The organism is Lacibacter sp. MH-610 (assembly GCF_045780045.1).
Classification (GTDB): domain Bacteria; phylum Bacteroidota; class Bacteroidia; order Chitinophagales; family Chitinophagaceae; genus Lacibacter.
On the sequence record NZ_CP116002.1, the window covers coordinates 3571004 to 3597105 of the forward strand.

Here is a 26102-nt window from a genome sequence, read left to right on the forward strand (position 1 = left end):
GATGCAAATATGCTAATGGATTATTGTAAGACCATTCATTAGTCGACGAAATGCAGGATTAATCGATGAAGACACAATACATGTTTTTAATGGCTTTCCCGTTTTATCTTTATGAACTTTTAAACCCATTGCGCAAACTTTTAAGAAAGAACCTATGTACGGAATTGTAAACAAAGCCATCGAAGAACTGGTAAAAGAAAATTATGGAATTGAAGTTTGGGAGCGCATTAAAAAAAGGAGCAATATTTCAGTTGATTTTTTCATCAGTAATGAAACGTATGACGACCGTATTACCTATGAACTTGCAGGTGCTGTTGCAGATGAACTGAAAACAGATCTTTCAGAAGTCCTCATCAGTTTTGGAGAATACTGGGTATTAAAAACAGGCCGTCAAAAATATGGAGCATTGCTTGAGGCAGGGGGTAGTACGTTAAAGGAGTTTCTTTGTAACCTGCCGAATTTCCATAACAGAATCATGCTGATGTACACGCATCTTACGCCCCCAGAATTTATGGTTTCCGATGTGGCTGACCGATCGCTGCATGTACACTATTATTCAAAAAGAGAAGGACTCCAGGATTTTGTACGTGGCCTTTTACAGGGGCTTGGTAAAATGTATAACACCCCTGTAACTATAGAACTGCTGCAATCAAGAGACGAACAGGCAGATCATGAAATCTTTAAAGTAAACTGGTAATGTCATTACAACTTACAACAGAGCAACTAAACAGGCTGTTTCCGTTTTTTATACAATTGAACAGGCAGTTGATCATTACAGCCTGCGGAAGCTCTGTTAAAAAGATAAGCACTATTAAAACCGGCAGTTCTTTTACTGATTTTTTTGAAATAATAAGACCCGGAACTGAAATTATCAATGATTCATCCATCCATGGTTTGCAGAACCAGCTTGTAATACTCCAAAGTGTAACTCCACCATCTGCAAAGCTGAGAGGGCAATTTGAAATTACTGATACAGGCGACTATCTATTTCTCGGCTCACCCTGGATCAGTGGCATGCATGAGTTAAAGAAGATGGGATTACTCCTTTCGGATTTTTCTTATCACGACCCGTTAATTGACTTATTGCATGTAATTAAAACAATGGAAATTGCCAATGAAGACATCAAAGAAATTGTAACGATATATAATGAACAGCGCATACAACTGAAACAGGCACTTAAAGAAAAAGAAGAAATGGCCATGTTTGCCATGCAAAGCCCCTTCCCTTTTTTCAGGATTGATACCAATGGAAGCATTCTTGTTCAAAACCCTGCTTCCGAACAGTTAAGCGGAACCATCTATTACGGAACTCAAAAGCTGTCGCTCAATGATTTTGCAGTACGTCTTGTTCAGGACCTGATGCAAAAAAAAGAACAGGGGCCTATCATCATAAAATCAAATAAAAGAATTTACTCACTGCTTTCAACTTATGTAGCTGATACCGGTTATTTTAATGTTTATGCCAATGATATTACAGAGCAACAACTGCTTCAAAGTGAAGTCATCAATTCTGCCAACCGTTTAAACACACTCATCACCAACCTGCAGTCAGGTGTACTTTTAGAAAATGAAAACAGAACCATAGCATTAGTAAACCGTCAGTTTTGCCGGCTTTTCGGAATTCCTGCACAACCGGAACAACTGCAAGGTGCTGATTGTTCTGATGCAGCCGAACAAAGCAAACATCTTTTTAAAGACCCTGATGCATTTGTAAAAAGAATCAATTTTATTTTAAAAGAAGCAAGGGTTATTATTGGGGATAAACTGGAATTAACGGATGGGCGTATTTACCAGAGAGATTTTATACCGATCTGGAATGAAAATGAGTACCTGGGTCACTTATGGGTTTACAATGATATTACAGAGGAAGAAACAGCAAAAAGCAGGATTGAAGAACAACGATTGTTTTACGAGGAAATTTTAAATAACATTCCTGCTGATATAGCCGTTTTTGATCCTGAACACCGTTACCTGTTTCTGAATCCAAGAGCAATAGCCAATCCTGAGTTAAGAAGCTGGTTAATTGGCAAAACAGATAAGGATTATATGGAGCTGAAAAAAAAGCCCCAGGCCATTGCAACTGAAAGAAGTCGTTTTTTCAGGAGCGTTATGGAGTCTAAAGAACTGAAAAGTTTTGAGGAAGAATTAATTACTCCGCAAGGAACTAAACAATACCATCTCCGCAATTTTTATCCTGTTCTTGATGCCGGTAAGAATGTATCCCTCGTAATAGGTTATGGCTTGAATATTACAGAACGTAAACTTATGGAAGATGAACTTCGGAAAGCAAAACAGGAAACAGAACAAACGGCTAAAGCAAAAGAGCAGTTTATAGCAACCATGAGCCACGAAATAAGAACACCACTAAATGGTATCATCGGCATTACTGAGTTGCTTGAAAAAACCATTCTTAGTCCGGCTCAGAAAAAACAAGTAGAGCTGTTGAAGTCTTCAGAAGATCAATTGATGCGAATTGTAAATGAAGTGCTTGAATACGAGCGTATCATTAATGGTCATGTACACCTTGAAGAAACCGGCTTTGATGTGGTGAAGTTAATTAATGAAATAGTAAAAACTTTTCAACCAAAAGCTAAGGAGAAAAAACTACTATTTACCGCTTCTTGTAATGTTGCCGGGCTTTCTGTAACCGGTGACCCCTTCCGGCTGAAGCAGGTCTTGGGAAACCTTGTAAGCAACGCACTTAAATTTACCAAAAAAGGGAAAGTTGAATTGGTGCTCGCTGTTAAAAAAACCAAGAATACAAAAGTACTTTTATCGTTTTCAGTTATTGATACAGGTATTGGTATTGAGAAAAAACACCTGGCTAATATTTTTGATCCCTATAAACAGGAAAAGGCATCTACTTCAAGAGAGTTTGGCGGTACCGGGCTCGGTTTGGCCATCAGTCAAAACCTTCTTAAGTTATTCAACAGTGAATTAAAAGTTACCAGCAATCCAAAATCAGGCTCAACATTCAGTTTTCGACTGCAACTTCCTATAAACAATAGCGTTCAACCCGCCAGGAAAACGGAGATGAAAGCAGGAGTTATGTTACCGGACCCTGCCCAGTCTCTCCATGTTCTGATAGCTGAAGACGATCCTATGAACCAATACATCATAGAACAAACCCTTCTTAACAGCCATATTAAATGCAGGATTGTAAATAATGGTAAGGAAGCGATTGATGTTCTCAGAAAAGAACATTTTGATCTTGTACTGATGGATGTGGAAATGCCGATAATGGGCGGTATGGATGCTACGGTACGCATCCGTAAAGTGAAAAATAAGAAACTCAGCCAAATTCCTATTATAGCTATTACGGCCAATGCTTTTAAAGAAGACAGGCAGGAATACCTGAGAGCAGGTATGAATGATTGCATTACCAAACCCTTTACACAAGAGCAGCTACTTTCTGTGATAGCTGCTTACAGCAACTATCAACCATTGAAAGAGTCATCGCCGGCAAAAACAGCTTCTACTAAACAGTTGTTTGACCTTTCGTATATAAAAAGTCTTTCAACGGATCCTTCGTTTATTGAGAAAAGCCTGGCTATTTTCTGTACTAATTCAGAGGAGCTGACAGAACAACTGGAACATGCCCTGCAAACAAACAAATTGAAAGAAATAACCGCCATTTTGCATAAACTCAAAAGTTCAGCAGGAGTAACGGGTATGCAGCGCACCAGAAATCTGATTCTGAAAACAGAATTAGATTTGAAAAAGAAAAAACTCAGTAAAGAAGCTATAAAAGTTATGAAGGAAATTATTGCTGATTTCAAAGAGTGCATACTAGCAATAAAAGGTAAATCGTACGGTTGATAAAGTATAGGTATATTATTTTATTATTTGTAAGCCGGAGAGGAAATTTAAATAAATATTTCAAAGAATTAAACCAAATAATAGAATTTATAGTTTATTTGCAAATAACGGAACTATGGAACAAAAAAGGATCGTATTCGCAGAGGATCATTCTCTCATCTCCGAAATGTGGGGAGAGCTGATCAAGAATACAGGGGAATTTGTAATACTGGCAAAAACAAAATCAGTAAAGGAGTCTTTACACTCAGTTTCCTCCCTGCAACCAGACCTGCTGATACTTGATGTTATGCTGTCAGACGGCTCTTCAATAGACAGTATCGAAACATTCAGGCAATCATCACCCGCTACAAGAATCCTGGTGCTTTCAGGAAACGCAGAACTTCATACTATTAAGAAAGCTTTTGGTAAGGGAGCTAACGGCTACATAACAAAAACCGCTGGTTATGAAGAAATCATGAAAGCCATATCACTTGTACTGGATGGTAAATCATATATGAGTTATGATGTTCAGCAAAAAATAACAAATCAGTTTACCGATACTGGCAACTCAATTGAGTTGTTATTAAACACCCTCACCAAACAGGAAATAAAAATCTGCAGGTTTATTTATAAAGGTCTGAGTTCTAAAGAAGTTGCAGAGGAGTTGTCAATCAGTGTAAAAACGGTACAGATTCACCGGCACAATATTTATAAAAAACTCAATATTCATAAACTGTCACAATTAATGCTGCTTGTTCAGGATCACCAATCATTTTTTGATACAGAATAAAATATTGACTGTAACCGTCTGTAATCAACGTAACCCTAAACTATTTTTAACGAGCTGCAAATAAATGCGGCTTACAGGAATTTTATTCTTACCCACAGAAAGCTCATTTCCTGAAAAATCTTTTATTTGGTTCTTATTAACGATGTAGGATTTGCCGGTACGTACAAATTTTTCGGGATCCAGTTTTGTCATCATTTCCTGCATCGTCATCAGTACCATGATGGACTGATCTGTTGTTACAATCCGTATATAATCCCTTGATCCTTTTAAGAAAAGTATATCACTGATAACTACGCTTTTAAAAACACGCCCCACTTTAAAAAACATCCTTTCATCCTCCTTATACGGGGTTGCTGTCGTGGGTTTTTCAGCAACATGTTTCAGCAACCGGTCAATTGACCTGTTAAACCGCTCTTTTGTAAAAGGCTTTTTTAAATAATCAATAGCGCCTAATTCAAAAGCTACAAAGGCAAACTCTTCATGCGAAGTGGTAAAAATAACATTGGGTCTCTGCTTCAGCTTTCTGAATAATGAAATACCGGACGATCCGTTTATATCAACATCCAGAAAAATAAGATCCAAATCATTGTGCATGGCTAAGAATGCTGACGCTTCTTCAACAGAGTTCAGTGAAGTGATCAGACGTAATTCGTTTCTCTGCCGGGCTAATTCCTGGAGTACTGAGCAGGATAACGGATCATCATCAATAATAATACATTTCAAAAGCTGCATTATTTGATTTTGTAAAAAGTAATGTGAAGGTAAATAAAAAAGGAGTTGAAGAATCAACTCCCGCTTATTATTAACCTATAAACCTATAAGAGAATCTATATTACTTTTTTATCAGCCGTTTTGTTTTACCAGGTTATGAATATTTTCAATCAATCGGACTGCCGAGTTTACAGGTTGCATAGGCGCCGTTAGTTAACAACTACTGTATCATCGGCTGGACAAAGAAATAACAGTATGCAATAGGGATACTGTTTAATCGATCAAATGAGCTTAAAAATCGATAACAGGAAGTGTAGCACCATCAAAACTGCTCATAATCAAAAGTTTATATTTCGTAAGAAGATAAAGTACAGTTAGTCTTATTATTTCAGAAAGCTTCCCTGCAGTAAAAAGGCAGTAAATTGCGGGTATGAACCGGATTATCATCAGCTTTTTATTCTTATTTGTCCTTACCTCATCTGCAATAGCACAAAAGATAAGGCCGGAAGAAAAAAATTTTACTGCCTCTAAAGTTTTTATGCATATTCAACCGGTGTATGGTTATAAAGCAATACAGGTAGTAAAAGACAGCAGCATAAAAGCTGTTGATGAACCTACGTTTGCCATCATCAACAACCTGGAGTTCAGCAATGGGAGTATTGAGATGAAAGTACTCAGTAAACGATTGCCTACTGCCGGGCCCAACGACCGGGGATTTATCGGCATTGCCTTCCGCATCAATGAAACCAAAACAAAATTTGAATGCATCTATATCCGTCCGGCCAATGGCAGAGCAGAAGAGCAGGTACGACGGAATCACTCCACACAATATTTTTCCTATCCTGATTATAAGTTTGACCGTTTACGAAAAGAAAGCCCTGAAAAATATGAGTCGTATGCTGATATGGGTTTGAACGAATGGATTACTCTTAAGATTGTAGTAAAAGGAAACAACGCCCGTTTGTTTGTAAACAACCGGGAAGAGCCGGCACTTATTGTAAATGATCTGAAACATGGCGCTGATGCTTCCGGTTCTGTCGGTTTGTTTGTAGATGTGGGAACAGAAGGTTATTTCCGTGATATTAAAGTAATAAAGGAATAATCAGACGCATAAAAAAAGAGAGAACAAAATTGTTCTCTCTTCATAATCAATGGGGGACTGATTATTTAGGCAACACTACTCCATCAATTACATGAATCACACCATTGCTGCCTTTTAAGTCAACAGCTGTAACAAAGGCAGTGCCTCCGTTCTCATCCGTTAATTTCACTTTTCCGTTATCTAAAGAAGCAGTGAGTTTACCACCACTTACAGTAGTTAACACGGCTTTACCCTTTCCTTTTTCAATAGCAGCTACTACTGCTTTTGAATCAATATTACCGGCTACTACATGGTAAGTAAGGATTTTTGCAAGAGTTGCTTTGTTTTCGGGTTTTAATAAGTTTTCTACGGTGCCTGCGGGTAATTTAGCAAAAGCATCATTCACTGGTGCAAACACAGTGAATGGTCCGGCAGATTTTAAAGTACTTACAAGATCAGCCGCTTTTACAGCAGCTACGAGGGTTGTATGTGCCTGAGAACTTACAGCAATGTCAACAATATCTTTTTGTTGTTTCACGGCCGCAACAGTTACTAAAAATGCAGCTGCAAGAACAGATGCCTGGAAAAACTTTTTCATACGCTTGAGTTTATTTTTTTGATGAGCATTAATGAACAGGATTCAGAGCAAAAGGTTTTGAAAATGCTGTTATGTTTTGAAGACTTTAGCAGTTGTGCGGGAGAAATCTCTTGATTCCACATTAAGCATTCCACAAAAAACAAGTAGAAAGCCGATCCTTAAAACAGTTCCTTACTGCCGTTCATCCAGATTCCTGATTTTTTTAACATCTGCTTACCGGATGCATGTGATTCCACCTTCACATTTATTTGTGCCTGTTTTTACAACTCATCCCTGTTATCAACCACTGATCAAGCTGTGTTCCTGACATTGAAAACCTGTATAACATTTCATCAATAGTTCGGTGCATTTCATCAAAGTTTCCCTTTTTTCAGCATGCAACATTTCTATTTTTACACCGACTCTTGATTATAAACCTTATCAATCATCATGAAGCAACTAACGCTTATTGCAGGCTTTTTGCTCACTGTGTGCAGTATAAATGCGCAAACCAGTGCAAAACCCAAACCGGAGTTTACCGGTAAAATTCCTCCCAAGCAACTTATAGCCAAACGAACGACACAAAAAATAGTTATTGATGGTGAACTGAATGATGAAGCGTGGAAGGATGCATCCATTGCTACAGACTTTGTGGAGTTTCGCCCTACAGTAGGCGCCCCCGAAGATGCTGCTGCAAAAACCGTTACTTACATCATGTACTCTGATGACGGTATTTACTTTGGCGGCTATGTGCACGAAAGAAGTAAAGACAGCATTGCTACTGAATTAAAAGGAAGAGATGGTTTTGGTAACAATGATTTCATCGGTTTAATTCTGGATACGTATAAAGACAACCTCAACGGTTTTGAATATTTTATTACACCGCTTAATGAACAATGGGATGCGAAAGTAGCTCCCAATCCTAATGGCAACCAGGAAGATTTCAGCTGGAATGCTGTGTGGCAAAGCGGCGCTAAGATTCATGAAGATGGATGGAGCTTTGAAATGTTTATTCCCTATGGCGCCATTCGTTTTGGAAAAAAAGAAGTGCAGGACTGGGGCATTAACATCACCCGCCGTCGTCAAAAAACAGGACAACAGTTTATGTGGAGTCCTATTGACCCCACGGTGAATGGTTTTTTAACACAGGAAGGTTACTGGAACGGACTTACCAATATTAAGCCGCCCATACGTTTACAGTTTTCACCTTATTTCTCTACTTATGTCAATCATTTTCCTGCCAATCAACCCGGCATCAAAAACACTACCACGCAGGTGAACGGTGGCATGGATGTGAAATACGGTATTAACCAGGCGTTTACTTTGGATGCAACATTGATCCCTGACTTTGGCCAGGTGCAAAGTGATAACCAGGTGCTCAACCTTACGCCGTTTGAAGTTCAGTTTAATGAAAACAGAACATTTTTTACGGAAGGAACAGAACTGTTCAGCAAAGGAAATCTTTTTTACTCCCGCCGCATTGGTGGTTCGCCGCTTCATTTGTATGATGTATATGGCCAGCTCAACAGTAATGAAAAAATCATCCGTAACCCAACGGAATCAAAACTCATTAATGCTTCAAAAATTTCCGGACGTACACAGAAAGGTCTAGGTATTGGTGTATTAAATGCCATCACCAAAGCACAGCATGCTACCATTGAAAATATCAACTCCAAAGAACAGAGAACCATTGAAACAGATCCGTTAACCAACTACAACATACTGGTACTGGATCAAACATTGAAGTATAACAGCAGCATTTCACTTATCAATACGAACGTAATGCGGAGCGGCAATGATTATGATGCCAATGTAACCGCAGGTCTTTTCAGCCTGAACGATAAGAAAAACACCTGGAATGTAAGTGGTAAGTTGGCTTACAGTCAGCTGTTAGGTTATTTACCGGAAGGCAAAAACAAAAACGGCTACAATCATAACCTGAGCTTTGGTAAAACCAGCGGTCGGTTAAATTTTAATGTATGGCAGGAATTATCTGATACCAAATACACACACCGTGACCTTGGTTATTTTACAAATAACAATTTTTTAGATCATGGTTTCTGGGCTAATTACAGATGGATTAAACCGAAAGATTGGTACAACCGCATCTTTCTGAACATGAACGGGCGTGTGAGCAAATTGTTTACTCCCTTTGAAGGCATTAAAGAAACCTATCAAAATGCCAGTTTGAATTTTAATGCTGAAGTGCAGAGTAAAAAATTATGGTGGATTGGTACATTCATCGGTTTTAACAGTAAGCAAAATGATTTTTATGAGCCACGTGCAACCGGTTATTATTTTACCCGCAAGCCAAGCCTGGCAATAGGCGGCTGGGTTTTCAGTAATGAAGCAAAGAAGTATTCTTTTTCCGCACAGGTGTTTACGAGGAGAATTTTCCAATTTTATAATTCACAGGGCGTAGATGTATTAACCAATCAAACGTACCGGTTTAATAACAAATTATCCGTAAGCAACCGTTTGAACTTTTTACCACGTTTTAATAATATTGGTTTCAGCGCTCTTGATAACGGCACTGTTGTATTTGCAAGAAGGAAAGTAAACACTATTGAAAATATTTTGAATGTAAAATACAGCTTCACTAATATGATGTGGCTTACCTTCCGTATGCGGCATTACCTGAGCAGTGTGGACAATAAAGAATATTTTACATTGGAGAAAAACGGTTTACTTACTGCTAATCCTTCCTTCAATAAGAATATGAACCGCAATGTAAACTTCTTCAACATTGATATGGTTTATACCTGGCAGTTTGCTCCCGGCAGTTTCCTGAATGTTGTATGGAAGAACTCCATCTTTACACAGGATTCATTTATTGAGCAGAACTATTTTAAAAATTTCGGCAACACATTGGAAAGTGATCAAAACAATAATCTTTCTTTGAAAGTGATTTACTTCCTCGATTACCTGCAACTGAAGCGAAAACCAAAACACTCGTAATAAAAAGAGCGGCGCCAAAGGCGCCGCTCTTTTTATTTATTCTGTAACCATCTTTAATTCTTAGACGGTACATTCACTGTAGGCCGTCTTGAACTTTCTTTTAAGATTGCATCTATTGCTTTCTTTTGAAACTGTTGCTGCAAGGCTGCATTTTGCTGCTCCGCTTTTTCTATCTCCGCTTTGAGTATTTGTACACGCTGCAGTTGTAAATTACCCGGTTTGGATTCCTGTGTAATTACAGCCACATATACATCTGTTATTTCATTACGCAAACGTATTAAATCGCCGGTGCCTTTCATTACCGGGGGTACCAGTGTTAAACGTAATGTTTCCAGTTTATCCCAGTACTCCTGCAGAAGTTTTTTGGTTTTTATATTTTGGATAGAGTCTATATTCTTTTTCAAAAAATTCTGTGTGGCCAGAATGCTGTCAACCAGTTTAGCCAGGCGTTCATGCATTCCACGTAACTCCATGCCGGTATTGTATTGAAGCTCCCGGTCCTGCAGTGTAAAATCCTTATTGGTAGCATCATGCACCAGTGTAATCGTTTGTGCGTACTCTTTACCGTTTAATTTGGTTTTGATTATATAATCACCGGGCAGTACCTGTGGTGCTATGGCTCCGCCAATTTCACGGCTATTGCCACCTTTAGCAACTTTTGGAGGAATACCACGCAGGTTCCAGGAAACCTTGTTATAACCACGGCGGTTAGTGGGCGACAATTTCTGAACCAATTTCCCATCCTTATCATATACTTCCATTGTAATTGAATTAGGACGGTCTTTTAAATAATACTGGATAGGTGTGATATTTCCTGAAAGTGAGCCACCATTCCAATCGCCCGATGCATTGGGAAATTGGCCGCCATATTTTCCGTTGGATAATGTAATGGGCTTCTCGTTGAGGAAAGCAATTTCTTTACCGGCCAGTTCCGGTGTAATGGCACGCATTGGTGATATATCCGGCACTACTATAATGCTGCGGCCATGCGTTGCCAGTACTAAATCATTTGTTTGTTCATGTATTTTAATATCACGCACCAAACAATACCAGGGAATGTTATTTTTCATACGGAACCATTCTTTACCACCATCAACACTTGCAAACAATCCCATCTCCGTTCCAAGGAACATGAGATTTTTATTTACAACATCTTCCTTGATCTTGTGTGCAAAACCGGTGAACTCTTTGCTTTCAAATTTCTTCCAGGTCTTACCCATGTCTGTACTTACACCGGCATAAGTTGCATGATCTCCATACATGTGATTATCAAACGTAGCATATACTACATTCTTATCAAACATGCTGGGTTCAATACTGCTTACCCAGGTTTGTTTGGGTATACCTGCAGCAGCATAGTTGTTTGCCATATTGGTCCATGTTTTACCTCCATCCGTTGTTAGTTGCAGGTTGCCGTCATCAGTACCCACCCAAATCATATTTTCATCCAGCGGACTTTCTGCAATGGTAAAAATGGTACAATGATTTTCAGCGCTTGTAACATCCATACTTAAACCACCGCTTTTTTCCTGCTCCTGTTTCTTTTTATCATTAGTCGTTAAATCAGGAGAAATTTTTGTCCAGTTGGTACCACGGTCTGTACTCTTGTACAGGTATTGTGATCCGGTATATAAGTTTCTTTTGTTTTTGGCACCAATCACTATAGGCGTATTCCAATTGTAACGAAGTTTTTCATCACCTGTAACTGCTTCCGGCTTTATGGAAACAGTCGTACCATTTTTCATATTGATGCGTGCCATCGTACCGCCTTGAGCTTCTGCATATACAAGAGACGCATCAAAAGCATCGGGCTGCACCCAAAATCCATCACCTCCAAAAACACTTTTCCAATCTCCGTTAAGCACACCACCGGGTACAGCACTTGGTGCATACCAACTGCCGTTATCCTGTAACCCCCCGTAAATTCTGTAAGGCTCCTGTGCATCTACACTCACATGATAGAACTGACCTACGGGCAGGTTATTACAAAACTTCCAGGTAACGCCTCTGTCTAAACTAAAATATACGCCGCCATCAGTACCTAAGTATAAAATGTTTGTATTATCAGGATTGATCCATAATGCATGATGATCGCTGTGCACCCATCCACCTTCATTGCTGGCTTCAGCAAAGGAATAGCCTCCATCAGTAGAGTATGAAAATGAAGTTGCAGGACGATACACCCGCTTGGGATCTTTAGGATCTACTTCCAAGGTTGAAAAATAAAACGGACGGGAACGGATGTTATCAGTTGCACTTTGTTCTTTCCAGTTTTCACCGCCATCCGAAGAAATGTATAAACCGGTGTTCTCACTTTCAACAATCGCTAATAAATTTTGAGGTGCAGAAGGTGCCAGTGCAATAGCTACACGTCCGAATGGTTTTTTAGGCAAGCCGTTTGACAATTCTTTCCATGTTTTACCACCATCGGTACTTTTATACATACCGCTACCATTACCACCACTGTTAAACGCATAAGGCAAACGACGGAACTCCCAGGTAGTAGCATATAATGTATTAGGATTGGTGGGATCTATTTCAAGATCAGCCACACCTGCTTTATCGCTGATGTATAAAATTTTTTCCCAGCTTTTGCCGGCATCTGTTGATTTATACAAACCACGGTGTGTACTGTTACTCCACAAAGGACCGGGTGCTGCCACATAGATGGTGTTAGAATTAGAAGGATCAATCAACACTTTGGAAATATGTTCGGTGCTGTCTAATCCAAGTTTGGTCCAGTTATCACCCGCATCAGTTGATTTGTAAATGCCATCACCAATGGAAACAGAGTTACGCATATTGCTTTCACCCGTGCCGGCATAAATGATTTTGGGGTTTTTCTGATCCACAGCAATAGCACCAATGCTTTGTGTGTATTTATCAAACACCGGTTTAAAGGATGCACCTGCGTTGGTGCTTTTCCAGATACCGCCACCTGCCGTTCCTATATAAATGGTTTTTCCGCCGTCATTATTTACACCTTGTATATCAGTGATGCGGCCGCTCATAGTAGCAGGGCCAATCTGCCGGGCTTCCATCATACCAAAGGTGGAAGCATTGATACTCACCTGTGCTGAGAGCGCCCCGGTAAGCAGTATAAAAGCAATAGAAAGAATCGGTTTCATATACAACTTGTTATTGGCTTAAAATTTTCAACAACCGAATAATGGATTGAAAAAATTTTACAGCTCTATGTACAAAAAGAGTGATTGAAAAAAAGCCCCGACGTTTCAGTCAGGGCGGAGAATATTTAAAGTTTTATTACTTAGCAGGTTTGAAGATGGATTCATCCACTGCTTTGTTGATTTCAACTTTTGAGATAGTAAGATCTACATTAAAACCGGGGCCTAAAGGAATGTTCATACTCATAGGTACCACAATACCTTCGGGCAACTTTTGATAGTTGCTGTAACTGGTAGAAAGCTCCGCTTCCTGGCCGTTTGCCTTCAAAGTACTTACTGATTTTACAAGGTAATAAGAAGACGCATCAATAAAGTAAGTGTCTGCTTTACCACCTTTGTGTGTTATTTTAAGTTTAAAGCAGTCTGTACCATCAACATCTTCTTTACCTAACAGTTCAACTGCATGACCTTTAGCTTTGTAATCAACCAATATACCTTGTGCATCCAGTCCGTCCTGTGATTCTTTTACATCATCAGCCGTCATTGCTTCCGGAGCCTGTTGGCCTTGTACAGGAAAAAAGCGCCAGCCTTCATTGGGGGTAATGATGATATAATTGTTCATCCCCATTGCATTAATATCCTGGCGGGAACCTTTACTGTTCAAAACTGTCATGGTAATATTGAGTTCCATACCCTGTACGGTCATTGAACCTGTTTGAACTACAGAGTTTACTTTTTTCCAGTTTTCCAAACCACCAATAGCCTGCACATGTTTATTAATGATTTCATCGGCTGTTTGTGCCTTTACAGCAGCTAAACTGAAAGAAGCTGTAAGGAATAAAGCGAATAAGCGAAGCGTTTTCATGTTCATTTGAGTTTTTGTGATTGATATGTAGTTGAAAATAAGAATATGTTACAGTGCCCTGAATTTTTTTATTGCATTACTTCAGGTTTGTAGGCCTTGGGGTCTACCGGTTTGTTTACTTCAATCTTTTCGTAAAAGATACCGCCGCCCATTCCTAATGGTGTTATTTTAAAGGGAAAGACAAAACCATCCTCTGTTTTTTTGAAATCAGAAAAGTCGGTACTGCGTTCCTGGTCAGCGCCTCCGGCACCACCACGGCCTCCACCGCCGCCCATTCCCATACCACCGCCACGGCCGGTCATGCGTATAATGTAATAAGTAGCCGCATCAAAAAAGAAGCTGGCTTCCTGTCCGCTTTTATAAGTGATTTTGATTTTATAAGCCGCCACGCCTTCTATATCTTCTTTGCCTATCAACTCCACCTTGTGCCCTTTAGCTGCATAATCCACAAAGGCCCCGGCACAATCCATTTGCACCTGCATATTAGCTACCTGCTCAGGTGTCATTGGTTCAAAAGCTCCGCCATTACGGGGATTCTGGCGCCAGCCTTCCTTATCTGTTACCACCATTGCAAAATTGAACATGGCGCTGTTAATTTCCTGGCGGTATAATTTGCCATCTACCTTCCATGTTTTCTGGCTTATTTCTGTACCGTTCTGCATCACGCTGGTTCCTTCCATGTAAATGCTCTTGATAGAAAGCAATTTAGCTTTACCGCCCATTGCTTCTATATGTTTGTTGATGATTTCATCAGCGGTTTGGGCTTTTACTGAAACAAACCCCGCTGCTGCGAATAAAAGCAAAGCAATCTTTTTCATTTCTGATTTTTTTGTGTGTACTCCGCAGGATACCTGTTTTCAATCGAAGATAGCCGGTATCCTTTATGAGCATTTCATTTTATAGAGTATTATTGCCAAACAAATGTAAGACAGGGCTGCCAACGAAAAATTGTTTTGTTCGATTAAATTGGCCGGCTCTTTTCAACCATCCAAACAAGGACGTTATGAGTGCTTTTACCGTTGCAGGTACGATTGTAAACATTTTTGAACGCAGTTTCTTTACCGGGGAAATAGTGGTAGAAAACGGAAAGATTGCCGCTATAAAAAATCTGGCCCCGGCAAGTGAACCGCTGCCTGGACCTTTTGTGCTACCAGGCTTTACAGATGCACATGTGCATATTGAAAGCTCTATGCTGGTGCCCTCAGAGTTTGCAAAGCTGGCGGTGGTACATGGTACGGTGTCCACCATCAGTGATCCCCATGAAATAGCAAATGTATGTGGTATGAAAGGTGTGGAGTTTATGATTGAGAACGGCAAAACCGTTCCGTTTAAATTCAATTTCGGTGCTCCCAGTTGTGTACCTGCTACAAACTTTGAAACCGCCGGTGCCACACTTACTGCTGCGGATGTAAGAACATTACTTGAAAGAGATGATGTATTATACCTGAGTGAAATGATGAACTTTCCCGGTGTGCTTCATGGTGATGAAGAGGTGATGAAAAAAATAAAAGCGGCACATGAGTTAGGCAAACCGGTGGATGGACATGCACCCGGGCTGCGTCCTCCATTATCAGACCAATACATAGCGGCCGGCATCAGTACCGATCATGAATGTTTTACGGCTGAAGAAGCACTGGATAAATTAAAATCCGGAATGAAGATCATCATCCGTGAAGGCAGTGCGGCCAAAAACTTTGAGGCGCTCATTGATTTGATAGATACACATGCACACATGCTTATGTTTTGCAGTGATGATAAACACCCTGACAGTTTAGTGGAAGGTCATATTAACCAACTTTGTGCAAGGGCTGTGGCAAAAGGCAAAAATGTTTTTGATGTACTGCAGGCTGCCTGTGTAAATCCCGTATTACATTATAATACCAATACCGGATTGTTACGCCCCGGAGATGCTGCTGATTTTATTGTGGTGGAAGACCTGCATCAATTTAAAGTACTGCAAACTTATGTACAGGGTATGCTGGTTGCTGAAAACGGCCAATCATTGATTCAAACAAAAAAAGCAACCGCTATTAATCAATTTCATTGTGATGAAAAAACGGTTCATGAGTTTGAATTCAATCTTAACCGTTTTGGTACTGCTGATGAAGAAAATTTTGAACAGGTATATGTGATAGAAGCGCTGGACGGACAGATTATTACCAATAAACTCAAAGAACCGATTTCATCCTTCTCCGTTAACAACGGTATTATCAATGCCAATACAGAAAAAGATTTATTATATATGGTGGTGGTAAACCGCTATCAAAATGCGCCTGTAGCTAAATGCTTTGTAAAAAACTTCGGTTTAAAAAAAGGAGCCATTGCTTCATCGGTAGCACACGACAGTCATAACATTATTGCCGTGGGTGTTGATGCTGAAAGTATTGCCCGTGCCGTGAACCTCATTGTCAAAGAAAACGGTGGAGTGAGTGCTGCAGACGAACATAGTGAACATATCCTTCCCTTACCTGTGGCAGGGTTAATGAGCGCTGATGATGGTTATAAAATAGCTGCTGATTACAGTCGGCTTGACCGGCTGGCCAAAGAGATGGGTTCTTCTTTATCAGCTCCTTATATGACACTTTCTTTTATGGCCTTACTGGTAATACCGCATTTAAAACTGAGTGATTGCGGCTTGTTTGACGGAGACGCCTTTCAGCTTGTGTAAAAACTGTGGAAGAAATCTTCCGCTTTTTTTGAAAAAAAGCAAACAAAATAAATCCATCGCTGTTTAGCATTTCCATTCCTCATCTAAACCAACCAAAATGGAAAAGTTATTACAGGACATTGAAGCCGTGGTGGATCTTTCCAAACACGAAACAGAATTGCTCATAGAAGCATTCAAACAATTCATTGACCGCAATTTCCAGGTAGATCCTTTGGTTTTAGAACAGGTTTTTACGCTTCGTCGGGGTGTTGTTTTAAATCAACAGGAAGATGAAGATAATCTCCATGCCCTTTGGTATTAATCCGGCCCTTTAAGGCCTTCCCTCGCTTCGTTGAATTTCCAATGTCAGATTAATGCATTATTTTGAGGCTGAAACGCTTAACACATGAAACGATTTGTGGGTATCTTCAGCCTCATTTTAGTTATCGGGCTCGCCCTTTTTATCTACTGGAAATATTTCTTTACCTACAGCACCGGCTACCGCAGCGGACTGCTTCAGAAATTTTCACACAAAGGCACCATTTTTAAAACCTATGAAGGAGAAATGATTCTCAGCAGCATACGCAGTAATGCTAACGTAGCGCTTGCCAGTGAAAAATTTCTTTTTTCTGTTACCAATGAACAGATTGCCAAACAAATGGAACTGTTACAGGGCCGCATGGTAACAGTACATTACAATAATAAAAACGGAACACTGCCCTGGCGGGGTGAATCAGCCTATATTGTAGATAGTGTAAAACTGGAAGAACTCCCCTAACCCATCAAACAAAAAATAACCGGCCGTTTATGCAAATCCGGTTTTTGGGTTTTCCATTGTGCAATGGTCTTGGTTTGTACCATCTCTTTGTCACCTGTGAGATCGGCAGCAATACAGAGTTTTGTGTTCGGTTTACAGGATTTTAAAATCGTATCCAGCAATTGATTATTTCTGTAAGGTGTTTCTATAAATACCTGGGTGCTGTTTTGTTTGGCTGATAGTTCTTCCAACTGCATCAATCTTTTTCTCCGCTGTTGTTCATCTACCGGCAAATAACCCGCAAAAGCAAACTGCTGACCATTCATGCCACTGGCCATCAAAGCCAATAAGACAGAACTTGGCCCCACTAATGGTTTCACCACAGCTCCCTGTTTATGTGCCACATCAACCAATAGCTGGCCGGGGTCAGCAATACCCGGGCAACCGGCTTCGCTGATGATGCCAATGGTTTGATCCTGTTTGATGGCGTTGATAAAATGCTGTTGTACTTCCTGCTCGGCTTTATGAATGGTATGCCATATAAAATCATCAATCACAATCTGCCGATCGAGTTTTTTTAAATAGCGCCGGGCAGTGCGTTCGTTTTCAACAAACAATACCTTACAGGATTTTATAGCTTGCAAAATATAAGCGGGAATCGGTTCCAGGTGTTCCTCATCCAAAGGAGCAGGTATTAAAAAAACAGTAGCCATCAGGGTTCATCATTTTGATGATACAAACTTAAAGTAGCAGCAATAACTGCATAAGCAGGAGCCAGTACCCAACCTAAAAACGGAATTAAATGCATCAGGTAAAATACCATACCATTGCCAATGGCCAATCCTTTGCGCTGCCCGATGAATTCAATACTTTGTGAGGGAGATAATTTATGACGCTCTGCACTGTAATCCATCATAGAGAAACCATAGTAATAACATTCCACCATAAAAGCTACCAACGGACTGATCCAGCCTACTACCGGAATTAATGAAAACAATAAGATGCTGATGGTGTACACAGTTTGCCACAATGTATTACGTAAGGCCAAACGAACTGCTCTTACAATATCATTCAGCAGTTGCTGTAAACTGATGGGGTATTCTTTGCCTTCAATGATGCTCTCCACTTTTTCGCTTAAATAAGCAAATACCGGCGAACCCACAATGAGGAACAGGTATTTAAACAGTGAAAAGTAAAAGAACATGAGGATGAGCTGAAAAATAATAGTACCAAAGATGAACAGAAAGTTGAGGAAACTATTATTCATGGCATCCAGCCAGCGTTTGATGCCTACTACATTAAACAACCAATCCAGGAAATCGCCGGTGGTGGTCCAGAAAAGATAAATACCGCCGCTGAACAGGAGTGCATAGATGAACCCCGGAATCAATATCCATTTCCATAACTTGTGCCGCTGAATAAAATCATGTGCACGGAAATAAGCCTGTATTGCTATGACCAGTTCTTTCAGCAAATCAAAATCAATTTAAATTGTACAACAGGCGTTTTGCAGTGATGCAACGCAAAATAACCATTAAATGCAAAAGCTCAACAAAGAATTTTACCTGCATACAGATGTGGCTTTGCTGGCCCGTATGCTGCTGGGCAAAGTAGTGGTTACAAAATTCAACAATACCTATACTGCAGCACGTATTGTGGAAACAGAAGCCTATGCAGGTATTGTTGACCGTGCTTCACATGCTTATAACGGAAGAAGAACAGAACGCACTGAAGTGATGTTTGGCGAAGGAGGTGCTGCTTATGTTTATCTCTGCTATGGCATTCATCACATGTTTAATATTGTTACCAATCAAAAAAATATTCCTGATGCTGTTTTGATAAGAGGCGTAGAACCATTGGAAGGAAAGCAATGGATGCTGCAGCGTTTCAACAAAACAAAAATGGAAACATCCATCGGCCGTGGTCCGGGTAATGCAGGAAAAGCGCTGGGCATTTTTACACAACACACCGGTCATTCACTTTTGAGCAAACAGTTTTTTATTGCAGATGATGGTTTTGCTTCCCCCGCAATTATGACGGGCAAACGTATTGGTGTTGATTATGCAGGGCTACATGCCCAATGGCTCTACCGCTTTTTTATTAAAGATCATCCGCAGGTAACAAAACATGCCTTTAATAAAACAGCGATTGAACTGCTGTAATACTTATTTTTAAACAATGGATCTGCTTAAAACCAAACAACAACTGCTTTCATTTTCGGCAGGATTAGTCCTGAGCCTGTTTTTATTTTTTGCAAACCCTTTTTCACTGCAACCAGATGCCTGTAAAGCTGTTGCCGTTGCAGCATTAATGATTTGCTGGTGGATACTGGAAGCAATGCCCATGCCGGCAGTTGCACTCATCCCTTTGTTTTTATTTCCCTTATTCAAAATTTCAACGATTGAAGAAACCAGTAAAGCTTACAGCAATCCTGTGATATTCTTATTCATGGGTGGCTTTATGATTGGCCTGGCCATTGAAAAATGGAACCTGCATAAACGGATAGCATTGCAGATTGTAAAACGTACGGGCACCGGTGGTAATAGAATTATACTGGGCTTTATTATTGCTACTGCTTTTTTGAGTATGTGGCTGAGCAACACTGCCACCACTATGATGATGTTTCCTATTGCACTGAGTGTAATTGCGGTAATGAAAGAGCATGAGCAGCCGGGTACTAACATGCAAAACTTTGCACTGGTACTAATGTTGATTGTAGCTTATGCCAGTAATATTGGTGGAATGGCCACAGTAATCGGTACACCGCCTAATGTTGCTTTTGTAGCCTTCATTGAAAAAAAATACGGTTACACCGTTGCGTTCAGTGACTGGATGCTGGTTTGTACACCTTTGGCCATTTTACTTTTACTGAGTCTTTATTATGTACTCACGAGGTGGATGTTTCCCAATCATATTAAAAGCAGTTCTGAAGCAAGAGTTTTCATCAATGATGAATTGAAAAGCCTGGGACCTGTTTCTACATCTGAAAGGAGAGTACTGCTTGTTTTTATTTTCACAGCCTTGCTCTGGATGTTCAAAGACCTCATCAACAAACAACCCTGGTTTAAGCTGGATGATAATATGATTGCTGTACTGGGCGGTTTATTACTCTTTGCCATCCCTGCCGCTAAAGATGAAGAAGGAAAGAACCGCATGCTGCTGGAATGGAATGATACTTCTAAAATGGCATGGGGCATTCTGTTATTGTTTGGAGGAGGTATTGCCCTTGCGAATGCATTGGAAAAAGCCGGAGTGATGGCACTGATCGGAAAAGGATTAGCCGGCTTTAGTACCGGAAACGGACTGTTACTGGTACTGCTCATAACCGTTGTATCTATATTTTTAAGTGAAGTGATGAGCAATATTGCCCAGGTGATTGTTTTATCGCCTGTACTGGCGGCCCTGGCTGATGCATTACATCTGGATCCTTTGTTATTAGGCATCCCTATGACGCTTGCTGCAAGTGCTGCCTCCATGTTGCCCATGGGTACACCGCCCAATGCAATTGTATTCAGCAGTGGTTATATAAAACTGAAAGACATGCTTAAAGCGGGACTGGTGCTGAACATCATCAGCATTATTCTTATTACAGCTTTTTGCTGGTGGGTATTACCAATGGTGATGCAGTTATTGAAACATTAATAAACGTTTCAGCATAATTGCTTTTAAAATTTAGGACAGGCCAGTTTCTTTTTATTGGGATCAGCGTGTTTGGTAATGTAGATCAATGATACTTCCATGCCACCTCTTCTTTGTGATGCGGCTGCTAAACGGGATGTGTTTACATCATACGTAATTCCCAACCGGAAATTACCTGTTTCCAAACCAATGTAAGGTATGATGGCATCGTTCCAGCGAACCCAGGAACCGGCGTAGAGTTCTGTAGCATTATCATAATCACTGTTAACAGTAAGACCCACCGCTGCACCAAAAATAGTTTCAGTAGCACCTGCCTGGCGTTGATGCAACGCACTGGCAAAAACGGTTGTACCATCAGCCACCGGAAAATAACCACCGCCATGTACGGTGAAACGTGGATTCATTAAATAGGTAGCCCCCTGGAAACTTACCTTGGGACGGTTGATATGGTATAAAGAAGCTCCGATGTAAAAATTGTTATAATCAGTAGTGGCACCGGTATATAAAAATCCGGCATTCACATCCATATAATTCACGTTTAAAAACTGTCCGTTACCGTTAAAGACTTCGCTGGTAACACCCGTAAAACCAAGTGATGTGAGCTCATCTTCAAAATTCAACTTGGAAAGATCAAGTCTTCTCTGAGCATAGTTCACACTAAAACCGGCACCCATGCTGTGGTACCCGTTTTCATCCAGTCCTTTGTGATAGGCCATGGATGCTGCCAGGTAACTGTTTTTCATCACCCCGGCGCCGTTTACATCATACATACCCATTACCCCCACACCAAATTGGTCAAACTCTGGAATACGGTTGGGAATAATATTAAAATCAGCCGAAGCAGTTCCGGTGCGGAAGGCTGTATTGATAGTAGGCCATTGGTTGCGGTAGTTAATTGCCAGGCGACTCACCCCGTTAAATTTGCCCGTCATAGCCGGGTTTAGGGTGAGCGGAGAAGCAAAAAACTGTGAAAAATTGGGGTCCTGCCCATAGGAGGTAGCAGCAACAAAAAGCAGTATCAGGAGTAAGGATCTTTGCATCAGGAATGGACGATTTTGGTTTCTGAGTTTTTTAGTTCCGGTATTTTTCAGGTTATAACGCATAAAATATTGTTTTCTTACATCTGGACTTTGGTTCCGTATGCTAAATCGCCGGCATCTCCTAATCCCGGTACAATATAACCCTTAGCGGTGAGCTCATCGTCAATGGCGCCGCACCAGATTTTTACTTTCGGTTCATTGCGTTTTACATATTCAATGCCCACCGTACAGGCAATAGCACAAACGATGTGGATTTCAGAAGGCTGCCCTTCATCCCGCAGATACTGCACTGTTTTTACCAGCGAACTGCCCGTTGCCAGCATGGGGTCGGAAATAATGATCACCCTGTTTTCCAGCGAGGGACAGCTTACATAATCAAGACTTATTTCAAAACTTCCATCCCGGTGGTGTTTGCGGTAAGCTGAAATAAAAGCATTATCTGCTTTGTCAAAATAATTGAGCAAACCCTGGTGCATGGGCAATCCGGCCCGTAAAATAGTGGCCAGAACCGGCTGGGCTTTCAGCATTTTGCAGGTAGCAGTTCCCAGTGGTGTTGTAATTTCTTTTTCTTCCCACTCCAGCAGTTTACTGATTTCATAACCGGCTACTTCGCCGATACGCTCCAGATTACGGCGGAAACGCATACGGTTATCCTGAACTTCTGTATCACGCAACTCTGCTACCCAATTACTCACTAATGAATGCTGCTCACTTAAATTAATCACCATAAAAAAAATTTGAAACGTAGAGCGTAAGGCTAACGTACTTTTACAAATCTAAACGGAAAAAAGAAAAACAGAAAAAATGGTTTACCGGGTTGCAGGAATTACAGAGCTGAACAACGATGCGCTACAGGTAGCATTGGTACAATTTGAAGTAAATGGTAAGAACTGGTCGTATGAAATAAAAGCTGTTTCCCAGTATCCTTATACTGATGACTGGAAGCAGCAACTCCAGGCTGCCATTGATTTACCACTCGCTCCTTTTTTTCAATTACACCAGTCTTATGGTGAATTGATGGCAAATACCCTGCTGGAGTTTATTGAAGCACATCAACTGCATTACCAGGTTCAATTAATTGCATGCCCCGGCAAACAATTACCCGCACCTGTTGATTTTTCACTGGGCGATGGCGGTGCTGTGGCGGCACTTACCGGCATTAATACCGTAAGCCATTTTACCAATATTGATACGGCCTTGGGGGGCAGCAATCAAGCGCTCTCCTTTCCTCAACTGCCGGCTGCAGGTACCCCATCAGAACAGGCAATTGTAAACAGTTGTTTTTTTGCAGTGCTCCGCTGGAGAGAAGAAAATAATCTACAGGCACAAGATACCGGCGCCTCCCGTAACAGCATAGGTGGTGCTGTTTGGATCGGGCAGGAATGGTAAACACTTTCCTTTTTTTACAGAAGCAACGTTTCTGTTCAAGCCCAAGTCATTCATAAAAAGGGTTATGAAAGAATTAATGCTTGCCGTATTGTTGCTGGCTTTTAGTTCCTGCACTAAAGAAAAGCTTGACCCCATTCAATTGAATCAACCTTTTACAATGAGTACAGGCAATAAACTATGTGCTGATGATAAAAGTTTCTGCCTTGTGATGGATCGTATAGCGGCTGATTCAAGATGTCCTTCTACAGCCATGTGCATCTGGCAGGGTGTGGCTGAAATAAATTTTACACTTATAAAAGACGGAACCGCTTATCCATTCAGCTTATATACAACTGAGTGGCAGCAATATTATACGGATACTACTGTGGCCGGTTATAATTTCAAATTACAAACTCTTACTCCCTACCCTGATGGATTAAAACCCATTGCACAGAAAGATTATAAAGCAGAACTCATCATCCGGAAATAATTACAAACCAAGTGCTGCTTTTAATTTAGGATACCCTGTTTTACTTACCGGCACTTTTGCGCCAGATTTTAAAACAGCTACATGATTTTCTTTTTCATAGGGGTCAATACGGGTGATGTATTGAATGTTGATGATATAGGAACGGTGTGTACGGATGAAATGCGTTGTATTTAGTTGCTGCTCCAGTAAAGACATGGTTTGCTTTTTGAGAAAACTTCCTTCATCCGTAAAAATTTTTACATAATCATCAGAGGCTTCGAGGTAATGCACCTGCTGCACCGGAATAATTTTGATCCTGCTTCCTGTTTTTACCACAATACGCTCTGCATGCAAGGGATGATGAACTGCTTGTGCCAATAACGCAGGAATAGAAGAAGATGCAGGAGCACTTGCTGCATCCCGCCATTTAGCAAGCGCTTTATCAAAACGATCCTGTGTAAATGGTTTTAAAAGATAATCAACGGCATTGGCATCAAATGCTTTTAATGCATACTCATCATAAGCTGTGGTGAAAATGACAGCAGGTGGCTCATCCAGTAACTCCAGCATTTCAAAACCGGTGATCTTGGGCATTTGTACATCCAGAAACACGAGGTCCGGCTGGCATTGCTGAATGGCTTTCACACCGTCCAATCCGTTACCGCATTCAGCTACTACTTCCAATTGCGGATGTGTTTGCAGATATTCTTTTACGACACTGCGGGCCAGGGGCTCATCATCTATGATAATAACTTTATGCATTGGCTTTATTCACCGGTTGAGGTATACAAACTGTTGTTTTAAATATATTTCCATTCACTTCTGTCTTCAGCAAATCACTCCTGTTATACAATAAAAATAAACGACGCTGTACCGAGCTTAATCCAAAACCGGTTCCTTTTTGAGGAAGACTCGTTGTGGCATCAAAAGGATTCTGAATGGTGATGATAAGATCGTTATTGATGCAGTTGGCAGTAAGCTCAATCAGTATATCATCGGTAGTATCATACAACCCGAATTTTATGGCGTTCTCTACCAATGGCTGCAATAACAATGGCGGCAGTTGTGCAGCATTGCAAGCTTCTGATGTGTGCACCGCAGCCGATAAACGATTACCAAAACGTACTTTTTCAATTTCTAGATACAACTCCAGAGTTTGCAGTTCATCACTTAACAGAATAAGCGTTTCCTTTTCTTTTTTTAAAGTATGCCTTAAAAAGTCACTTAACTGGTGCACCATAGTTCTTGCCTGTACCGGCGCCACTGTAATCAAGGCATTAATGGAGTTGAGTGCGTTGAATAAAAAATGCGGTTGTAACTGCTCCCTCAATTTAAAAAGCTCTGCTTCTTTGCTCAGTTGCAGTGCTTCGGCTTTCTGTTTTTCTGCAGCGGTTTGTTCCTGCCAGTTAAAGTAAGCATAAGCAATCACACTCATTACACTGTTTACTAAAAAACCAACAGCAGCCCGTAAAGGCCAGGAAGCAGAAAGCAGATCTGTGTACTGTTTATCGGGCAGAAAGCGAATCAACAACTGATGACAGGTAAAAAACCATGCAACAGTTAACAACACAATCCAGATAAAAATATTTAAAAAACCATGTGAACGGGGCAGGTAAAAACGAAAGATGGTGAATAACAGTAAGGCAATAAAAATCAACAGGCTATTGCTTATAATACTATCCGTTAAAGCAGTAAACCAACCCACACCCATGTAATACAATGCCAGTTGATGCACACTAATCCACACAATCCAACCGATGGAAAACGGAATCATGAATTGTGTGGATCGGAAAGGAGATGCAGCCATAATAAACAGTTAAGATAATAAGGTTTAATGGTATGGAATAAACTGCCTGTTTTGAAGTGCTTTTTGTTTTAACTCCTGTGTTTGTATAAAAGCGGCCCCGTACTCTGTTTCTGTAATTTGTGAAAATAACTCAGCGCCATCCATCAGGTTCGTGAAAAGATAGATATCGGTAATGGCCACAAATTTCCATACTACTTTTTCAAAAGGAATTCCTTCAGCTAAAATCAACTGTTTTGCTTTGTCAGTTGCTGCAACGGGTGATGCTGCTATAATCAACCGCAATTGTTCCTCAAACTGCGGCTTATGATTTCCGCTTCCGCAAATAATCTGAAAAACAATTTTTACCAGGTACCAGTTCTCAGCCGGTTGGTCAACAGCAGCTGACTGTATAGGTTGTTCTTTTCTCATACAACAGTTCGGTTAGAGTGTAGTTGGTTGCAGTGTTTATTTACACCACATCTTTTTATCAA

24 protein-coding genes are annotated in these 26102 nt (G+C 40.5%); 12 read left to right on the plus strand and 12 right to left on the minus strand.

Going from position 1 to position 26102, the window contains the following annotated elements:
- Positions 1-154: 154 nt before the first annotated feature.
- The 3 genes from PDL71_RS16405 (at position 155) to PDL71_RS16415 (ending at position 4588) form a co-directional block, all read left to right on the plus strand.
- Positions 155-697 (plus strand): heme NO-binding domain-containing protein, encoded by a 543-nt coding sequence (locus PDL71_RS16405; protein WP_407523036.1) that lies wholly within the window; start codon positions 155-157, stop codon positions 695-697.
- The gene (locus PDL71_RS16410; RefSeq protein ID WP_407523038.1) at positions 697-3819 is read left to right on the plus strand and encodes a response regulator; all 3123 of its coding nucleotides are present in this window, start codon (positions 697-699) and stop codon (positions 3817-3819) included. The genes PDL71_RS16405 and PDL71_RS16410 overlap by 1 nt, the downstream gene beginning before the upstream one ends.
- A 115-nt stretch (positions 3820-3934) precedes the next feature.
- On the plus strand, positions 3935-4588 hold the full coding sequence (locus PDL71_RS16415) for a response regulator (RefSeq protein ID WP_407523040.1): 654 nt from the start codon (positions 3935-3937) through the stop codon (positions 4586-4588).
- A 24-nt stretch (positions 4589-4612) separates the two neighbouring features.
- Here the strand turns inward: PDL71_RS16415 and PDL71_RS16420 are convergent, their stop codons facing one another.
- Positions 4613-5320, minus strand: coding sequence for a LytR/AlgR family response regulator transcription factor (locus tag PDL71_RS16420; protein WP_407523043.1), 708 nt, complete (start codon positions 5318-5320; stop codon positions 4613-4615).
- A gap of 409 nt (positions 5321-5729) precedes the next feature.
- Between PDL71_RS16420 and PDL71_RS16425 the strand changes: the two genes are divergently transcribed.
- On the plus strand, positions 5730-6401 hold the full coding sequence (locus tag PDL71_RS16425; protein WP_407523046.1) for a family 16 glycoside hydrolase: 672 nt from the start codon (positions 5730-5732) through the stop codon (positions 6399-6401).
- Between the two features lie 61 nt (positions 6402-6462).
- Here the strand turns inward: PDL71_RS16425 and PDL71_RS16430 are convergent, their stop codons facing one another.
- On the minus strand, positions 6463-6978 hold the full coding sequence (locus PDL71_RS16430) for a fasciclin domain-containing protein (RefSeq protein WP_407523048.1): 516 nt from the start codon (positions 6976-6978) through the stop codon (positions 6463-6465).
- A gap of 429 nt (positions 6979-7407) precedes the next feature.
- Here PDL71_RS16430 and PDL71_RS16435 point away from each other — a divergent pair, with 429 nt between their 5' ends.
- Positions 7408-9915 (plus strand): DUF5916 domain-containing protein, encoded by a 2508-nt coding sequence (locus PDL71_RS16435; RefSeq protein ID WP_407523051.1) that lies wholly within the window; start codon positions 7408-7410, stop codon positions 9913-9915.
- 53 nt (positions 9916-9968) lie between these two features.
- On the opposite strand, the gene PDL71_RS16440 is transcribed toward PDL71_RS16435, so the two are convergent.
- From PDL71_RS16440 to PDL71_RS16450, 3 genes are all read right to left on the minus strand, one after another.
- Positions 9969-13043 (minus strand): WD40/YVTN/BNR-like repeat-containing protein, encoded by a 3075-nt coding sequence (locus tag PDL71_RS16440; RefSeq protein ID WP_407523054.1) that lies wholly within the window; start codon positions 13041-13043, stop codon positions 9969-9971.
- A 136-nt stretch (positions 13044-13179) separates the two neighbouring features.
- Entirely contained in the window at positions 13180-13905 is a 726-nt protein-coding gene (locus PDL71_RS16445; protein ID WP_407523057.1) for a hypothetical protein, read from the minus strand.
- A 68-nt stretch (positions 13906-13973) separates the two neighbouring features.
- The gene (locus tag PDL71_RS16450; RefSeq protein ID WP_407523060.1) at positions 13974-14723 is read right to left on the minus strand and encodes a hypothetical protein; all 750 of its coding nucleotides are present in this window, start codon (positions 14721-14723) and stop codon (positions 13974-13976) included.
- Between the two features lie 185 nt (positions 14724-14908).
- Here PDL71_RS16450 and ade point away from each other — a divergent pair, with 185 nt between their 5' ends.
- The 3 genes from ade to PDL71_RS16465 all read left to right on the plus strand — a co-directional run bounded on the left by ade (position 14909) and on the right by PDL71_RS16465 (position 17330).
- Entirely contained in the window at positions 14909-16573 is a 1665-nt protein-coding gene (gene ade / locus PDL71_RS16455) for an adenine deaminase (protein WP_407523063.1), read from the plus strand.
- A 97-nt stretch (positions 16574-16670) separates the two neighbouring features.
- Positions 16671-16874 carry a hypothetical protein gene (locus PDL71_RS16460; RefSeq protein ID WP_407523065.1) on the plus strand — a complete coding sequence of 68 codons (204 nt, stop codon included), beginning with the start codon at positions 16671-16673 and terminating at the stop codon, positions 16872-16874.
- Between the two features lie 84 nt (positions 16875-16958).
- Complete coding sequence (locus PDL71_RS16465) at positions 16959-17330, plus strand: hypothetical protein (RefSeq protein WP_407523068.1); 372 nt, start codon at positions 16959-16961, stop codon at positions 17328-17330.
- Here the strand turns inward: PDL71_RS16465 and PDL71_RS16470 are convergent.
- Both PDL71_RS16470 and PDL71_RS16475 read right to left on the minus strand, forming a co-directional pair.
- On the minus strand, positions 17327-18022 hold the full coding sequence (locus tag PDL71_RS16470; protein WP_407523071.1) for an SAM-dependent methyltransferase: 696 nt from the start codon (positions 18020-18022) through the stop codon (positions 17327-17329). The two genes, PDL71_RS16465 and PDL71_RS16470, sit on opposite strands and share 4 nt — an antisense overlap.
- On the minus strand, positions 18022-18783 hold the full coding sequence (locus PDL71_RS16475; RefSeq protein WP_407523074.1) for an EI24 domain-containing protein: 762 nt from the start codon (positions 18781-18783) through the stop codon (positions 18022-18024). The genes PDL71_RS16470 and PDL71_RS16475 overlap by 1 nt, the downstream gene beginning before the upstream one ends.
- Positions 18784-18847: 64 nt before the next feature.
- Between PDL71_RS16475 and PDL71_RS16480 the strand changes: the two genes are divergently transcribed.
- Positions 18848-19471 (plus strand): DNA-3-methyladenine glycosylase, encoded by a 624-nt coding sequence (locus tag PDL71_RS16480; protein WP_407523077.1) that lies wholly within the window; start codon positions 18848-18850, stop codon positions 19469-19471.
- Between the two features lie 16 nt (positions 19472-19487).
- Positions 19488-20951 (plus strand): SLC13 family permease, encoded by a 1464-nt coding sequence (locus tag PDL71_RS16485; protein ID WP_407523080.1) that lies wholly within the window; start codon positions 19488-19490, stop codon positions 20949-20951.
- A gap of 23 nt (positions 20952-20974) precedes the next feature.
- On the opposite strand, the gene PDL71_RS16490 is transcribed toward PDL71_RS16485, so the two are convergent.
- Together PDL71_RS16490 and upp are read right to left on the minus strand one after the other, a co-directional pair.
- Entirely contained in the window at positions 20975-22051 is a 1077-nt protein-coding gene (locus tag PDL71_RS16490) for a PorP/SprF family type IX secretion system membrane protein (RefSeq protein WP_407523082.1), read from the minus strand.
- Between the two features lie 14 nt (positions 22052-22065).
- On the minus strand, positions 22066-22716 hold the full coding sequence (gene upp / locus PDL71_RS16495) for a uracil phosphoribosyltransferase (protein ID WP_407523084.1): 651 nt from the start codon (positions 22714-22716) through the stop codon (positions 22066-22068).
- 76 nt (positions 22717-22792) lie between these two features.
- Here upp and PDL71_RS16500 point away from each other — a divergent pair, with 76 nt between their 5' ends.
- Together PDL71_RS16500 and PDL71_RS16505 are read left to right on the plus strand one after the other, a co-directional pair.
- Positions 22793-23377: an anhydro-N-acetylmuramic acid kinase gene (locus PDL71_RS16500; protein WP_407523087.1), complete on the plus strand. Its 585-nt coding sequence runs from the start codon at positions 22793-22795 to the stop codon at positions 23375-23377.
- A 64-nt stretch (positions 23378-23441) separates the two neighbouring features.
- Positions 23442-23846 (plus strand): hypothetical protein, encoded by a 405-nt coding sequence (locus PDL71_RS16505; RefSeq protein ID WP_407523089.1) that lies wholly within the window; start codon positions 23442-23444, stop codon positions 23844-23846.
- Here the strand turns inward: PDL71_RS16505 and PDL71_RS16510 are convergent, their stop codons facing one another.
- The 3 genes from PDL71_RS16510 to PDL71_RS16520 are packed head-to-tail and all read right to left on the minus strand — an operon-like array spanning position 23847 to position 26040.
- Positions 23847-24587 carry a LytR/AlgR family response regulator transcription factor gene (locus tag PDL71_RS16510; protein WP_407523091.1) on the minus strand — a complete coding sequence of 247 codons (741 nt, stop codon included), beginning with the start codon at positions 24585-24587 and terminating at the stop codon, positions 23847-23849.
- Positions 24580-25632 carry a sensor histidine kinase gene (locus PDL71_RS16515; protein ID WP_407523093.1) on the minus strand — a complete coding sequence of 351 codons (1053 nt, stop codon included), beginning with the start codon at positions 25630-25632 and terminating at the stop codon, positions 24580-24582. Before PDL71_RS16515 ends, PDL71_RS16510 begins: the two co-directional genes overlap by 8 nt.
- Positions 25633-25656: 24 nt before the next feature.
- Entirely contained in the window at positions 25657-26040 is a 384-nt protein-coding gene (locus PDL71_RS16520) for a DUF4288 domain-containing protein (protein ID WP_407523096.1), read from the minus strand.
- Positions 26041-26102 lie beyond the last annotated feature (62 nt).